We start from the raw sequence: 15184 nt of genomic DNA, 5'->3' as shown, positions 1-15184 counted from the left end.
GGATAGAACGGTTGTTTGACACCATAAAAGGGCGGAATCAGACAGTGCGAATTTGCGCGGAAAAGGCCACGAGTTGATGACTCTTTTTAAAATCTGTGCTGTTGCAGCGCTGTGCTTGCTCGGTACATCCGCCGCTTTTGCGCAAGGAAGCACCACAATCGACAAGCTTTCCAAATCCTCCACCACCTTCTGGTCGACCGACAATGTCACTCTGTCAAAAAAGAGTGGCAGGCTGTGTGCAACTGTTCCAGCCGGAACCGTCAATCCATGGGATGCGATCATCGGCAGCCCCAACATCACGCTGGAGCAGGGCAAAAGCTATCACCTGTCGGCAACCGTGTTTGGCGAGCCGGGAGGGCCGGTGCGTGCGCTCGTCCAGCGCGCCAGCGCGCCCTATCCGGCACAGGTGGATTTCAACATGCCTGTTGGCACCGAGGGCAAGGCGTTTTCCAGCGTATTTACGGCAACCGAAAGCAGTCCCGCGCAGCTCGTGTTTCAGCTGGGCGGCCAGCCAAGTGAGCGCCACATCTGTTTTGAAAAGATTGCTATGGCCGAAGCGACCGGCGACGAGGTGGCTTCCATCAATGAAAATCCGGTTCGCGTCAATCAACTCGGCTATTTTATCGACGGACCGAAGCGGGCGACCATCGTTTCCAGCTCACAGACGCCGCTGGCCTATACGCTGCTGGACCGGGATGGCCGCAAGCGCGGCGAGGGGATGACCCAGCCTCTGGGGCTGGATGAATCCGCAGGGCTGGAAACACACATTGCAGATTTTTCGCCGTTCCGTCTGGCGGGCACCGGCTACAAGCTGGAAGTGGAGGGGCAACAGAGTTTCCCGTTTTCCATCGGCGGCATCGCCTATGATGCGCTGACCAATGATGCACTCTCGTGGTTCTACCTCGCCCGCAGCGGCACGGAGATCAGGGCAGATATCGCAGGCACAGCCTATGCACGGCCTGCCGGGCACGTCGGCATCGCGCCCAATCTCGGCGATACGGATGTGGGGTGCCTGGAAGGACCTGTTGCAAAGACCCTCTATGATGACTGGTCCTGCACCTATCGTCTTGATGTATCCGGCGGCTGGTATGACGCGGGCGATCAGGGCAAATATGTCGTCAACGGTGCCATCGCGGTCTCGCAACTGCTGGCGAGTTTCGAGCGGGCCAAGACGTTCTCCGAAGGCGCATCGTCCCTGTTGCTCAGCGGTGTGGCGCGGGTGCCCGAGCGCGGAAACGGCGTGCCGGACGTGCTGAACGAAGCGCGGTGGGAGCTGGAATTTCTGCTGAAAATGATGGTGCCGGATGGCCAGCCTCTTGCCGGCATGGTGCATCACAAGGTCCATGATACCAAGTGGACGGGAACGCCGATGCTGCCGCATCTTGACCCGGAAACGCGCGCTCTGCACCGCCCGTCAACCGCCGCCACGCTGGACATGGCGGCTGCCGCTGCGCAAGGAGCGCGGCTTTACGGTGCCTATGACAAGAAGTTTGCCGACACGCTGCTGGATGCCGCCGAAAAGGCCTGGGCAGCAGCGCAGAAAAACCCTGTGCTGCTTGCGCCGAAATCGGATGGTATGCAAGGCGGCGGTGATTATGATGATGACGACATCTCCGATGAAACCTATTGGGCCGCAGCCGAACTTTATATCACCACGGGCAAGGACATCTACCTGAAGGCCCTCAACGCATCGCCGTGGTGGGGCAAGGGTGTGTTTGCGGCGTCCGGTGCTTTCGATTGGCGCAGTGTCGCGGGCTATGCGCGTATTGAACTGGCGCTTTATGCCAAGAAGCTGGCGGATGACGATCTGGCCATGGTGCAGGGTTCTGTGACCTCGGCAGCCAAGGATTTTCTGGCGCACCAGAAGCGCGAACCGTTCGGCCACATCTACCGCCCCGGTGAAGGGCTCTACAATTGGGGTTCCAACCAGTTGGTGCTGCAGAATATGGTGGTGCTGTCGGCGGCGTTCGACCTGACCGGAGACCGCGCCTTTCTGGATGGCGTGCGCGAAAGCATGGATTACCTGCTGGGCCGCAATGCCATGAACCTGTCCTATATCACCGGTTACGGGGCGCAATATGCGCACAACCAGTATAGCCGGTGGTTTGCACACTCCATTGATACCAGTCTACCACCGCCACCGCCGGGATCGCTGGCCGGTGGGCCAAACTCGACGCTGGTGGACGATGTCGGGCGTGCCGATTTGCAGGGCTGCGCGCCGCAGCGCTGCTATGTGGACAAGCTCATGTCTTTCGGCACGAACGAAATTGCCATCAACTGGAATGCGCCTCTGGTCTACGTTGCTTCGTTTCTGGCAGACGCGAAGTAGGCAATAAAAAACCCGCGAAAGCGGGCAGAAGCAGACATTCTTGATAGGCGTAAAGGCAGTGCGTTTGATCGCACTGCCTTTAATACCGTCAACTGCGACAGTGAGATGCCTTAGGCATTGTGGCGCATTTCCTCAGGTGCAGCAGCTTCTGCATTTTCGCCGTAGATGTTGGTCAACGTATCCAGAACTTTCAGAACAGCGTCCGATGTGCTGGAGTAGTAGATCGTCTGTGCATCACGGCGCGTATTGACCAGGTTCTGCGCGCGCAGCTTGGACAGGTGCTGCGACAAAGCGGACTGGCTGAGGCCAACCTGATTTGCCAATGCGCCTACGGCCATTTCTTCCTTGACCAGAGAGCGCAGGATCAGCAGACGCTTGGGGTTTGCCATAGCCGACAGAAAGCTGGCTGCACGCTCTGCACTTTTATGAGTTTTGCTTGAAATAGTTTGCATGTTGTTCCACTCCTCGTTCGTTAAAATCCATTCGGTATGCAAGATCTCTCGGATGTGCCGCCGCGGCCAAAATGAGAATTTCCTACATATTAGGATGCTAATGATTAGGCTTGGATGATGAAACTGCAACTACCCACTGCTAGAATTGGGGGTAGGCAACTACCTTAATTATACATTTTTTTTAAAACAAAGCGTAAATGGACACTTTCTGTCAGAGGCGCGTCATATTCTACACGCAAAAGCGAATCGCCCGATGACAGGTCAAGGCCAGACGCATCCAGCCCACAGATGCGCCAGTTGCCCTCGCTGGTTTTGCCGAATTTTGCAGCATAAACAGTCGCTGCCTCAGGATGATCGTTTGCCATATGCGCGATAGCATCGTCTTCCATCCCCGCCAAGGCATCGATAGCGGATGAATCGATCAGGAGATCGCGTCCCTCCAGCACATAGGCCTTGCCGAAGCCGCCATTGAAGCTGGCCGAATCAGGCACCAGCCGGAAAAATGCGAAATCGGGAAAATCCACATAGAGTTGCGCCTTGGGATGGCGGCGCAGAAACCGGCTGCGAATGCGGCTGTGACGCGCATCGTCGCGGCTGACCCGTTCGGCCTTGCATTGCACCGTCAGGCGCGGGTGGGCGAGGGGGTCGCCCTTGCCGGGTTCTCCCGCCATGACGGAGCAGCGTGGGTCTGCCATCAGGCTGGCGAAGTGCTGCGACAGGCCGGATATCAGAATAACGATACTTCCGTCCACGTCCATGCCCGTCAATGCGCGACTGACGGCAGGGAACCCGGTGGCGGCATCAAGGGTGGCCAGCGGCAGACTGCGCGCGCTGCGCAACAGAACGCGCGCCTGTCGGCGCACATCCTCTGTTGTATCTTGCAGCAGCTTCGGTTTTTCCGCCATGGCTCAAAGTCTTGTGTCAGCGTCGTCGGTGTCGTGTCAGGCTCTCTACAACGCTTTGTGCGCCAATGGTACCGATGATCATGCCGTTTTCCACCACGCCGATATGGCCGGGCTGGCGCGCCATGGCATCAAGGATATCCACCAGCGGCGTTTGCGGCGCAGCGGTTGCGGTTACGCCGACTTCGTGCGCCGCCACGCCTTGCAGCATGACATCGGCTGCCGTCAGCATGGTGATCGGATTGAGGTTCTGAACGAAATCGGCGACATAGGCATTGGCCGGATTGCGTACGATTTCCTGCGGCGTGCCACACTGGATGATGCGGCCCGCTTCCATGATGGCGATGCGGTTGCCAATGCGAAACGCCTCATCCAGATCATGGCTGACGAACAGGATGGTTTTGTTCAGTCGTCCCTGAAACTCCAGAAGCTCATCCTGCAACCGTGTGCGGATCAGTGGATCGAGTGCGGAGAACGGCTCGTCCATCAGCAGAATTGGCGCGCCGGTAGCAAAGGCCCGCGCCAGACCAACGCGCTGCTGCATACCGCCCGACAACTCGGCCACCTTCCGATCAGCCCATTTTGACAGGTTGACGAGTTCCAACTGTTCAGCCACGCGCTTTTTGCGCTTGGCGTCCGGCACACCGGCCAGTTCCAGCCCGAAGCCGACATTGTCGGCCACGCTGCGCCAGGGCAGCAGCGCAAACTGCTGGAACACCATGGAGACGGTGTTCATGCGAAACTCGCGCAGGCTTTTCGCCGACGTGCTGTAGGGGTTCAGCGGCCCCTGCGGCGTGGCTACATTGACCTCGCCACGCACGACCGGTGCCAAGCCGTTGACAGCGCGCAGCAGCGTCGATTTGCCGGAACCGGACAGACCCATCAGCACCAGAATTTCGCCTTCCTGCACGGTCAGGCTTGCGCCTGCCACGCCCAGCACATGGCCGGTGGCCGCACCAATCTCGTCGCGGGTCTTGCCCGCATCCACCATGGCCAGTGCTGGCTTGGGGTTCTTGCCGAAAATAATATCCACATCGCGGAACGTGATCGCGGTCATTGGCCCTCTCCTTCACCCGCAGGGCGGAACAGCCGATCCAGAATGATGGCGAGAATGACGATGCACAGGCCCGCTTCAAACCCCTTGGCAACATTGACGGAGTTGAGTGCGCGCAGCACCGGAACACCCAGGCCGTTGGCCCCTACAAGTGCCGCGATGACAACCATGGACAAGGAGAGCATGATAGTCTGCGTCAGCCCGGCCATGATCTGCGGCATGGCGAACGGCAGCTCGATCTTGCGCAGCACCTGACCGGGGGTGGCGCCGAAGGACACGGCCGCTTCCACCAGCGAGGGCGGAGTGGAGATAATGCCAAGCCGCGTCAGCCGGATCGGTGCCGGAATCGCAAAAATGACGGTTGCAATCAACCCCGGCACCATGCCGAGACCGAAGAGGATGAGTGCCGGAATGAGATAGACGAAGGTTGGGATCGTCTGCATCAGATCCAGCACCGGCCGCATGATGGCGTAGACCCATGCCCGCCGCGCCGCTGCAATGCCGAGCGGTACGCCGACCGCCATGCTGACGGCGCTGGCTGCCAGAACGAGCGCAAGCGTCTCGGTCGTTTCCTTCCAGTAGCCTTGATTGATGATCAGCAGCAGGCCGAAGGCGGTAAACAGCGTGATGCCGACGGAGCGGCGAAACCACGCGGTGAGCACGGTTACAACCGCAACGATGATCAACGGGTGCGGGGTCTGCAAGACATAGAGTAGGGCATTGACGACCGATTGCAGCACGGACGCGATGGAATCGAAGAAAGCAGCGAAATCGCTGGTCAGCCAATCGACAAAGGTTTTAGCCCATGCACCGATGGGAATGCGAGCCTGAGTGAGCCATTGAGTAAGCCATTGCACGGGCAAATATCCTGATCAGAAGGGACAGGGAAGCCGCCACTGCCCGGCGGGCGGCTTGCCGCGCCGGGGTGTGGAACGGGCAGGGCGACCGGTTGTATTTACAGCCCCAGCGCTGCCTTGACGGCGGGCAGACCTTCCTTGCCGTCGCGTGTGGTCACGCCTTGCAGCCACGGCTCAATGGTTGCCGGGTTGGCCTTCAGCCATTCGGTTGCTGCTGCTTCCGGGTCCTGACCATCGTTCAGGATCTTGCCCATCATCTCGTTTTCCATCGGCAGTGTGAACTTCAGATTTTTGAGAAACGCGCCGACATTGGGGCATTCCTGCGTATAGCCAGCGCGCACATTGGTATAAACGGTCGCGCCACCGAAGTTCGGGCCAAACACATCATCACCGCCCGACAGGTAGGTCATCTTATAGTTGGCATTCATGGGGTGGGGTTCCCAGCCAAGGAAGACAACAGGCTTATCGGCTTTGTCGGAGCGCGAGACCTGCGACAGCATGCCCTGCTCAGAGGACTCCACCACGTCAAAGCCCTGCATGCCCATCTTGCCTGATGCAATCATGTCGATGATCAAACGGTTGCCGTCATTGCCTGGCTCAATGCCGTAAATCTTGCCGTCCAGTTCGCTCTTGTGCTTGCCGATATCGTTGAAATCCTTGATGCCGAGCTTGGCACCGGCTTCGTTGGTGGCAAGCGTGTATTTCGCCCCTTCTAGATTGACGCCGAGGCTTTCCACCGACTTGTCGGCAATGAAGGGCTCGATATTGGCCTTCTGGGTGGGCATCCAGTTGCCGAGGAAGACGTCGATGTCCTTATTCTTCAACGAGGTGAACGTGACCGCGACGGACAGAACCTTCACATCCGGCGTGTAGCCGAGCGCCTTGAGAACGACGCCAGTAGTTGCAGTGGTTGCGGTAATATCTGTCCAGCCCACATCGGAGAACCGGACGGTGGCACAGCTTTCCGGCTCTGCCGCATGGCCAGCCTGTGCGGTAATGGCCAGAAGCGAGACAGCGGCAAGTGCCATTTTCAGCGTTGATGTTGTCGACATGTATTCTGTTCCCCTTTGTGGTTTCTATCCATGGAGTGTATGGGCGTTTCAAATCACCACGATAACGTCAACGACAGCAAATGTCGCAAACTTCGATAAAGTTGGGTCTCATCATTTTCTGTGGCTATCTTTTGCGTGCCTCTGGTTTTTGCCGGTGCGGCTCTGCAAGACAGGCGGCACAATACAGCAGAGGACGATATGGCCAAACTCTATTTCAGCTACGCATCCATGAATGCGGGAAAATCCACCCTGCTGCTGCAAGCCTCCTACAATTATCAGGAGCGCGGCATGCGCACGGTGATCCTGATTGCCGCCTTCGATGATCGGGCAGGCAGAGGGCGCATTGCCTCGCGTATCGGGCTGGAGGCGGACGCTGTACCGTTTGAGCCGGACGAGGATCTGTTCGCCCGAATTTCCGCCATGGTCAGTGAAGGGCCGCTCGCCTGTATTTTTGTGGATGAAGCGCAGTTCTTGACCGAGAATCAGGTCTGGCAACTTGCCCGCGTGGCGGACCGGTTGAAAATTCCCGTTATGGCTTACGGTCTGCGCACCGATTTTCAGGGCAAGCTGTTTCAAGGGTCTGCGGCCCTTCTGGCGATTGCCGATGAACTGCGTGAAGTGCGCACCATCTGCCATTGCGGACGAAAGGCGACCATGGTTGCGAGGCTTGATGAAGCGGGCGACATTATCCGCCATGGCGCGCAGGTGGAAGTCGGGGGCAATGAGAAGTACGTGTCGTATTGCCGACGCCATTGGGAGGATAAGATGAACGGTGCCGATTTCACATAGAGCATATTCCGACCGGAGCGAAGCGAGGATCGATAAGATTATGCTTGAAGACTATGAAGCTGGAGCGCCGTTCTGATTCAATCGGAACGAAAAGCGCTCCAAGCGCAAATCACCCCTTGCGTTTCATGAGGTTAGGCCCATTTTGGTTAAAGTAAAAAACGGGGAGTTTTACGGCATGGCGACACTTCAGCAGTTTGACAGCGAGATTGAAAAGACCCGCACGGTCGTCAACGACATGCGTGGCAAGCTGGAACAGTCCGGCAAGGTTCTGGACCAGTTTGCCAAGGCCGATACGCAGATTGGCGATGCCAATTTCGACATCGAAAACGCCCGTATTCAGGACGTGTTGAAGCAGCAGAAGGTGATGGAGGCCAATATTGCCGATCTCATCATCGGGCTGGAAGATGCGACCAATGTGTTCGGCTCCGAATTCGAGAGCATGAAGACCTATTCCGGTTACGAAAAGTTCGTTGGCATTTTTTCCAAGCAGAAGGCCCAGCGCCTGCGTACAGACCGCGTGCGCAACATGTCGCTGGCGGGCAATCTACAGGAATTGCTGGCGAAATCCGATACGATTGTCGGCCTGTTGCGGGAGCAGAAAGCCATTTTGGACCAGCGCTACAAGCAGTCCGAACACAGCCTGATGGCCGTGATCGAGCGGCGCAAGGGCACGATGACCGCGCTGACGGACACGCAGACGCGCATCAACGAGCTGAACCCGCAACTGCTGGATATTGAAAACCGTATTGCCGCCTCCACCGATCAGTTGACTCGGGCGCAGCTTGAGGGCGAGCGATCCCAGCTTGCCACGGAGTATAACGAGCGTCAGGCCAAGGAGCAGGAACTGCTGGCCGAAAGCCAGACACTGGAACGCTACACGTCTATGTTCCAGACCTTTGTCGATTCTCTCAACAACCAGATCGCCGCACAAAACACGCTGATCAACAAGCTGACCATCGATACCGAGCAGCGCATCGTGCTCTACAAGGCGCTGGAAGACTCGTTGAAGACGGCAGCGCAGCAGGACGTGGCGCACAAGATCAACACGCTTGGCAGTCAGGTGGACACGGCGGCAGAGGAAACCATGGCCGGAATCGGCTCTGCCGCCCAGCGCCATATCGGTGATCTCCTGGAAATGCACGAGAAGAACATGGTGGCCACACAGGATATTCAGCGGCGCAAGCAATTGGCTGATGATGCGTTTGCCCGCCGGTTCAAGGCGGTTATCGAAAAGCACCAGACATCCAACTACGTCAAGCAGTAGGTCGGCATTTTGGAAAATACGTCGGCCTTTCACAATGCTGCCGTTGCGCAGTATTTTTCCAGTGTACGGGCGGCCTTTAACGGCCTGCAAGTCTACCTCGCCAGTGAGCCGAACGGTCTTCTCGGCGAGGTGCTGACCCCGTATCTGGAACGGTTGAAGGCGTCTCTGTCGTGCTGGCAAAACCGCATCGGGTTTGTCGACCAGTTTCGCATCTCACGGGCGGAAAGCGGCTTGCCTGTGTTTCAAAATGTGCTGGAGCTGGAAAATGACCGGGGCACGGCGGAGGAACGGCTGGCGGCGCTGCCGGATGCGCCGAGCCTTCGCATTGACATGGTCGATTACATCCTGCGGGTGCGGGAGTTTCCCACGGCCCTGCAGGCGCGCATGGCCGAGCGCCTGTATCTGGAGCAGATCGGCAAGGGAGATATTTTCTCGCCGATTGTTCTGCCTGAAACCATCCGCGTCAGCGTCAATCCGCAAACCAAGCGACCGTCCTGCGTGGTCCATTGGGGTGCGTTTGATGGCACCCAAACGCTACCAATGGTCTACATCGCCACAGTGGAAGATTCCTCGGAAAATCTTGGCCATATGCTGGTAACAGCGGGTGGCGGTTTGAACCCGGATGTGCGCATTCCGCTGCCTGTGGGTGGTCTGCTGAACCCGCAACTGGCCGGGGCCTTCGATGAGTTCGTCACGCGCAACAGTTCGTATTCGCTGACGCCGGTAACGGTCGCGACCAATATGGACCGGGATTTTCCCGAACTGCACCCCAAGCAGGTGCGTCGTGTGGTGCTGGGGCCGTTCTATTGTGCCGGGATTACCGAAAACAACCGCCGCATCAACGACATTTTGTCCAAGGTCCGCAAAAGCGAGAATGCGTGGTTGCTGACATGGACGGTTCAAGAGGTGTTTTCCAAGGCCGAGCGTGCGCCCGTGCGGGGCTTCTTCAACTCCACTCCCGGTGCTGAAGAATTTCACATTGAAACCGGTGATCTGGAAGCGGTGCGCATGGGCGTCAGTTCCTACGAGAAACATGCACTGGTGCCGCATGATGCCTATCAGGCGCTTTATGCCTCCGGCGATGCGGCGTCCGTCTTCGGCGATTACAAGGTGCATGTTATTTCCGGCAATCAGGTTATCAGCGAGGTTTGACCATGACGCTCAATGCAGGCCTGACCACGCTGCGAGAAGACGACATTGCCCGGCATCTGACTGTGGCGCAAAGCCTTGTGACACGCGTGGTCTTGCTGGAAAAGGACGAGAGCAGCAACGGCACGGCCATAGCCGGTACGGGCCGTCGCTTCGTTTCCCCTGTTTCCACCACAGGTGCGCGGCGCACGCGAGATGTGGAACTGATCAAGACCATTCAAGGGGCTTCCACCAGCGATCCGTTGCTGTCGCCCGCGCAACACAGCGTTGCCTACCGCACACGGCGCGGCTTGCAGGTAGCCCTGGCGGTGAGCGATGTGTTTGCCCGCCAGACGGCGCTGGAAGCCTTGCAGGCAAAGAATGCAACTTCCCCTTTGGCCGGTGAAGCTGCAACCGAGTACAGGGCGCTGTTGTCGTCCTCCGCCTATGTGGCGGCTTTTACGTTTGCCGCCTATCTGGCCGCCACGCTAAGCGGCGAGGACGCAAGCGACGAGAGCAAGGAGACGGATTTCAACTTCGATACGCCGCAGGACGCTTTGAAATCCGCCATTTCGGGACTGGACCGGGCCTTGGCGAACGCAGCCGATGATACCGTGCTCATCCAGCGCACACGGGCGTTTGCCCGTGACACCATTGAAGCTTTGCTGGCCCGCAAGGGACGTTTCACTAGCCTTGCGACGTTTGACAATGTCCATATTCGGCTGGATCAGGATGATTTCACGCTGGACGGGTTCGACGCCGCACCATCGCGCAAATCCAAACCGCTTGCCATGACCTTCAAAAAACCGGAGGAAATTGTCGGCAATCACATCGCCAAGTATCAGGCGCTCAAACTCGCTAAAATGCTGATGGCCTATGATTTCGACCGCCAGATGAACCCCTTCGTGGAGCTTGGCGGCTTTCTCTTCACCTTCATCGGCGATGGCATGCCCGGTACGGGCAAAACCATGCTGATCCAGATGACTGCTGGCCTGCTCAACGATTACTGCGCGATTGCGGGCTATGAATTTCACTATGAGAATTTCGGCGTCGATCAGATTTCTTCCTATCAGGGTAAATCCGGGCAGAACTGCAAGGCCTTCGTCAACACTATCATGAACCCGCGTGTCATCGGTTTCGGCACGATTGACGATGTGGATCAGGTTGCGGCCAAACGCTCCGATGATCGGGCCTCATCCGGTCAGCACGAGGTAACCGCCGTGTTGATGGAGAGCTTTGCCGGAGCCTCCACGGTGGTGCGCGGCAACTGCGCCTTCGGCATGTTTTCGAACTATCCTGAAAATGTGGATGACGCCCTGCGTCAGCGCGCCGGTGCCCGCTGGCTGGTGGACGGTCCGCAGAGCGAGGATGATTACATCGATATTTTCTCGGTGTTGATCGGCAAGCGCCATCAGATACCGCTTGGCGATCATGCGCTTCTGGCCAATCAGGAAATCCGCAAAGCTGTTACCCAGTCCTATGCGGCGCACGAGCGCCCGCAGGAGGAGGGGCTTTTGAAAGTCTGGGAGCGTTTCGGTGCCGATCACGGCAGAATAGAAACGCTTGCGGATATCGGAGCCTATCTCCACCGCATTCGCGAGGTGGAACCACGGTTTACCGGCCGCGCCATCAAGAACATTACTGATGCGATCAAGATGCGGGCCATGGATGTGGATCTGCCGGATGAATGGTTTGCCACGCCGGAGGTCTTCCTGCACAAAAGCTATGACGACAAGAAAGCCATGATTGAAGCGCTGCGCGGTCCGATCACCATTGAGATGGTGCTGCAGGAAATCAACCGATACGCCGACAGCGAGTTCCGCTATTCCGACAAATCCGATGCGGCGGCGATTGACGATATTTTGCGGCGCGAACGCCAGCGGGAAAAGGCGCTGGTGCAAATGGAGGCTATGAAGCGTGACGGGCGGTGGAATTTATGAGGATTGACGCCTGATGGACCGCTTGAGCGAAGCTGAACTGATCTATGGCCGTCTGCTGGATATTACCGAGCCGCATCTGGTGGCGCGCTACAACAAGGCGCTGGCGGGTTTTGGTTTGCCCGCAACCAGGCTGGAGGCTTTCCGCATCGATATGACCGGGTTTTCTCCCGAAATCGCTGCGGAACTGTCAGACCGCGATTATCTTGATCCCAACCGGATTAATCGCCGGTTCATCATCCTGACGCCGGAGCAGGAAAATCTGCCCGTGGTGCATACAAGCTTTTCCAATACTGCCGGTTTGATGCACGAGTTCTTCAATGCCAATCGACGCGCGATCAATGCCGTAACCATCCGCGATGCCCTCTATGGCGAGATCGAGGACTCGGTGTCGGTGGTCAATTCCATCGACGATCTGTTGTCCATCAATGAGGTGCAGTTCCGTGTGCTGTCCGCCGAGGATATGCTCGGCAAGGCTTCCGAACTGCGGGAGCTGGTGGACCGGCTGCAAACGGTGCCCAATGCCTGGGCCAATGACGACATGCTGAACCGCATGGTGGAACTTGCCAAAATCACGGGCGATATTCGCCAGAATGCGCTGGTGCCGGACCAGCTGATGTTTCGCCATCAGGCCTATTGGGCCAATCATTTCGGCGGTGTCTATGTGTTTCTGGATGGCGGCAATACCACCGTGATCTGCGACCCGGCCACGCCGGGGTTCCGGCGCTCCCGGCCATGGCAGGTGAGCTATATTGGCATTGGCGATCACACCCGCATATTTGAATTTTTAAGTTCCACCGGGCGGCTGGACCTGCCGCGCAAATCCTGGGTGGAGGCATCCAGCCTGTATCGTCACCGCGCCGATATGGTGCTGCGCGGGCTGATTGCGCGCACCAATCCGGAAATCGATCTGGCCAATGTGGACCGGATTTGGCTGCAAACCTGGATGCACCGCAATGCGGGTCTTCTGGCGCAGGACGGGCTCTATCCGTTTTTGCAGGAAATGATCCGCAAGATCGCCAATGATGGCGCCATCCGCCTGGCAGATGTAGCACCGGACAGGCGGTTTGCGCTGGTGCGGGCAGCACCCGACCATCCTGATCAATGGCTGACCAACCGGCTGATATCGGAACTGGTGCCACAGGATTTCGTGTCGCGCTTTGTCTTTGACAAGCAGGGCTTTTATATTGCTTATGAAGCGTATAGCGAACCATTTCGTGCCTACGTCGTCGCAACGCTGACCAACACGTACTTGAAAGACAAGGCGGACTTCCGCCGCCGTCTCTACGGAATTACAGGGGATACCACTGATGCTTAACCCGATCGCGGCGTTTTTTGAGAAAATCTTTCGCGGTCTTGGCCGTGGCATCGGCCTGTTCATATCCTGGCTGATCTGGCCGTTTGCGGCGCTCTATGCGTGGGTGGTCAGCAAAAGCTTTGTCATCAAGGCGGTTGCCGGTTTCATTGTATTGTTGTTTGTCGGGCTTTACGGTTACTTCATCTGGCAAACCCAGTGGTGGGCGGGTTTCAGCCCCGACTACGTCAACTCTTACAATCTGGAAGCGCGCAAGCGCGCCGCAGGCCTGCCGCTGAACGTTGCCGTTAATGCCGTAACGGAACCGGGCGCCCCCGTTGAGGCACCACCGGCGGCCACCTGCGAGCGCTCGGCAATCGTGGATGTGGCGGCAGACCTGATTGACCTCAACGTCAACCAGAATGCGTGGGTTTCCTCCATGCTGCTCTACAAACTTGGCCTGTTCGGCATGGACTGGGACGACACGCCGTGGATGGACAATAAGGCATCCTTTCAGCGCGGTGTAAATCAGGCCATACGCCGGACCTCGGTGGAACTGGTGGATTCGCTGGGTCGTGTGCGCGGCACATCGGGCATCAATGCCGATTTGCAGAGCGCGCGCGGCAATATGCAGTTTGATGAATCGACCTGGTATTTCGGCTTCCAGCCCTTTGGTCCCAAATCGCCAAGCCCAAGCTACTACCGCGCCGCAATGAACAATCTGCGGGCGTTCAACACATCGCTGGTAAAATGCGAAGCCATTTTCGATGGTCGCTCAGACAACCTTGTGGAGTTTATCGACCGCATCGCAAACGATCTCGGCAACACATCCGCCATTATCCGCGAACGCTCGGAAAACTACAATGGCGGCTGGTTCGACGCGCGCGCCGATGATCGGTTCTGGTTCGCTTACGGGCAGCTTTACGGCTATTATGGCGTGTTGGCTGCCTCCGCCGCAGACTTTGAGGGCGTCGTCACCCAACGTGGTTTGAAGCCATTGTTTGATGAAACACTGAAGCAGTTGCAGGCTTCGCTGCGCATTCAGCCGACGATCATTTCCAATGGCCGCGAAGATGGCTGGATCATGCCGACGCACCTGTCGACCATGGGCTTTTACATTCTTCGGGTGCGGTCCAACCTTGTGGAAATGCGGGATGTATTGGCTCGTTAATTACCGGCAGTAACGATAGCCGCCTTTGCGTTCGATGACATCAAAATGCAGGTGGTTTTCGTGGGCCTCATCGCTGGTGGGGTCCAGAACCGTGGAAAAATACAGACAGCCAGTGGCGGTCACGGCGCGCTGAAAGGCTCCGACCAAGGTCGAATCTTCTTCTCGCGGCTGGATGGCGACCGTCAGGCCGCTTTTGAACGTGAATGAGGCAATATCCACGGCATTTCCGCGTGCATGTTCGGAGATTTTGCCGGTCGCGGCATTGTTGCGCAGTCGGCAGACATAGGCCGACGCCTGATTGATGGTGGTGACACCACCCTCCTTTTCCATGGCTGTTTGCGCGGCAGGTGCAACGGAGTCGCGCATCCAGCGGGCGAGTTCCAGCGCTGTCTCGCAGCGCATTGTGCCTGCGGGCGAAAGCTTGACGGATTGTGATACGGATTTGACGATCAACGGTTTGTCGATGCCACATCCGTTGCCATCATCAATCCGTGGGGCAGTCTCAAACTCCGCGCCCATGCTTTTCAACTCATCTATGCAGGATGCTAGCGCCTTTTCATCTTCAGGCTCAACCTTCGCGCCCGCATTCGGGTCCGCAGGCGGTTTCGTTGCTTCCGGAATCACGGTGGGTTTCGTGCTCTCAGCCTCTGGTTCGGACTTGGGGCTCGACTCGGGTTTAGGCGCGTTAGGAACTTTCCGCTCAACCTTCGGTTCCGGTTTTTTCTCCGGCACCGGCCCTGCTTCGGGAAGCGATGCCCCTGAAAGAAGGCCGACAGAGAGCAAGCTGATGCACGCGCGTTTGATCATGGAAATCCCCTGTAGTCATCCTACAACGCACCAGCCTCCATTCTGTTCAGGTGATGGTTTGTGTCAATTCGGCAACGTTTATAAGCTGTCCGTAAGCCCATGCATGCAACACCTCCGTTATTGTTGACAAAATATGTCATGCTTTATA

13 protein-coding genes are annotated in these 15184 nt (G+C 57.6%); 7 read left to right on the top strand and 6 right to left on the bottom strand.

Going from position 1 to position 15184, the window contains the following annotated elements; genetic code table 11:
• Positions 1–76 precede the first annotated feature (76 nt).
• A complete protein-coding gene (locus IFT84_RS18605) occupies positions 77–2329 on the top strand; it encodes a glycoside hydrolase family 9 protein (RefSeq protein WP_192122115.1) in 2253 nt (750 codons plus the stop codon).
• A gap of 110 nt (positions 2330–2439) precedes the next feature.
• Here the strand turns inward: IFT84_RS18605 and IFT84_RS18600 are convergent, their stop codons facing one another.
• The 5 genes from IFT84_RS18600 to IFT84_RS18580 all read right to left on the bottom strand — a co-directional run bounded on the left by IFT84_RS18600 (position 2440) and on the right by IFT84_RS18580 (position 6646).
• Positions 2440–2781: an ArsR/SmtB family transcription factor gene (locus tag IFT84_RS18600; protein WP_192122114.1), complete on the bottom strand. Its 342-nt coding sequence runs from the start codon at positions 2779–2781 to the stop codon at positions 2440–2442.
• A gap of 164 nt (positions 2782–2945) precedes the next feature.
• Entirely contained in the window at positions 2946–3686 is a 741-nt protein-coding gene (locus IFT84_RS18595) for a HugZ family pyridoxamine 5'-phosphate oxidase (RefSeq protein ID WP_192122113.1), read from the bottom strand.
• Positions 3687–3702: 16 nt separating this feature from the next.
• Positions 3703–4740 carry a choline ABC transporter ATP-binding protein gene (gene choV / locus IFT84_RS18590; protein WP_192122112.1) on the bottom strand — a complete coding sequence of 346 codons (1038 nt, stop codon included), beginning with the start codon at positions 4738–4740 and terminating at the stop codon, positions 3703–3705.
• On the bottom strand, positions 4737–5594 hold the full coding sequence (gene choW, locus IFT84_RS18585; RefSeq protein WP_192122111.1) for a choline ABC transporter permease subunit: 858 nt from the start codon (positions 5592–5594) through the stop codon (positions 4737–4739). The genes choV and choW overlap by 4 nt, the downstream gene beginning before the upstream one ends.
• Positions 5595–5692: 98 nt before the next feature.
• Positions 5693–6646: a choline ABC transporter substrate-binding protein gene (locus tag IFT84_RS18580; RefSeq protein ID WP_192122110.1), complete on the bottom strand. Its 954-nt coding sequence runs from the start codon at positions 6644–6646 to the stop codon at positions 5693–5695.
• A gap of 198 nt (positions 6647–6844) precedes the next feature.
• Here IFT84_RS18580 and IFT84_RS18575 point away from each other — a divergent pair, with 198 nt between their 5' ends.
• The 6 genes from IFT84_RS18575 (at position 6845) to IFT84_RS18550 (ending at position 14229) form a co-directional block, all read left to right on the top strand.
• Entirely contained in the window at positions 6845–7435 is a 591-nt protein-coding gene (locus tag IFT84_RS18575; protein WP_192122255.1) for a thymidine kinase, read from the top strand.
• A gap of 175 nt (positions 7436–7610) precedes the next feature.
• Complete coding sequence (locus tag IFT84_RS18570; RefSeq protein WP_192122109.1) at positions 7611–8699, top strand: hypothetical protein; 1089 nt, start codon at positions 7611–7613, stop codon at positions 8697–8699.
• A 9-nt stretch (positions 8700–8708) separates the two neighbouring features.
• A complete protein-coding gene (locus IFT84_RS18565) occupies positions 8709–9851 on the top strand; it encodes a hypothetical protein (RefSeq protein ID WP_192122108.1) in 1143 nt (380 codons plus the stop codon).
• Positions 9852–9853: 2 nt separating this feature from the next.
• Positions 9854–11767: an AAA family ATPase gene (locus tag IFT84_RS18560; RefSeq protein ID WP_192122107.1), complete on the top strand. Its 1914-nt coding sequence runs from the start codon at positions 9854–9856 to the stop codon at positions 11765–11767.
• A gap of 13 nt (positions 11768–11780) precedes the next feature.
• On the top strand, positions 11781–13082 hold the full coding sequence (locus IFT84_RS18555; protein WP_192122106.1) for a DUF6638 family protein: 1302 nt from the start codon (positions 11781–11783) through the stop codon (positions 13080–13082).
• Complete coding sequence (locus IFT84_RS18550; protein WP_192122105.1) at positions 13075–14229, top strand: DUF2333 family protein; 1155 nt, start codon at positions 13075–13077, stop codon at positions 14227–14229. The genes IFT84_RS18555 and IFT84_RS18550 overlap by 8 nt, the downstream gene beginning before the upstream one ends.
• Here the strand turns inward: IFT84_RS18550 and IFT84_RS18545 are convergent, their stop codons facing one another.
• The gene (locus tag IFT84_RS18545; protein ID WP_192122104.1) at positions 14230–15036 is read right to left on the bottom strand and encodes an extensin-like domain-containing protein; all 807 of its coding nucleotides are present in this window, start codon (positions 15034–15036) and stop codon (positions 14230–14232) included.
• Between the last annotated feature and the right edge of the window lie 148 nt (positions 15037–15184).

The sequence above is a fragment of the Rhizobium sp. CFBP 8762 genome (assembly GCF_014841565.1).
GTDB lineage: Bacteria > Pseudomonadota > Alphaproteobacteria > Rhizobiales > Rhizobiaceae > CFBP-8762.
The sequence above is the reverse complement of the archived record's forward strand: the minus strand, read 5'-3'. Positions and strand labels throughout refer to the sequence as shown.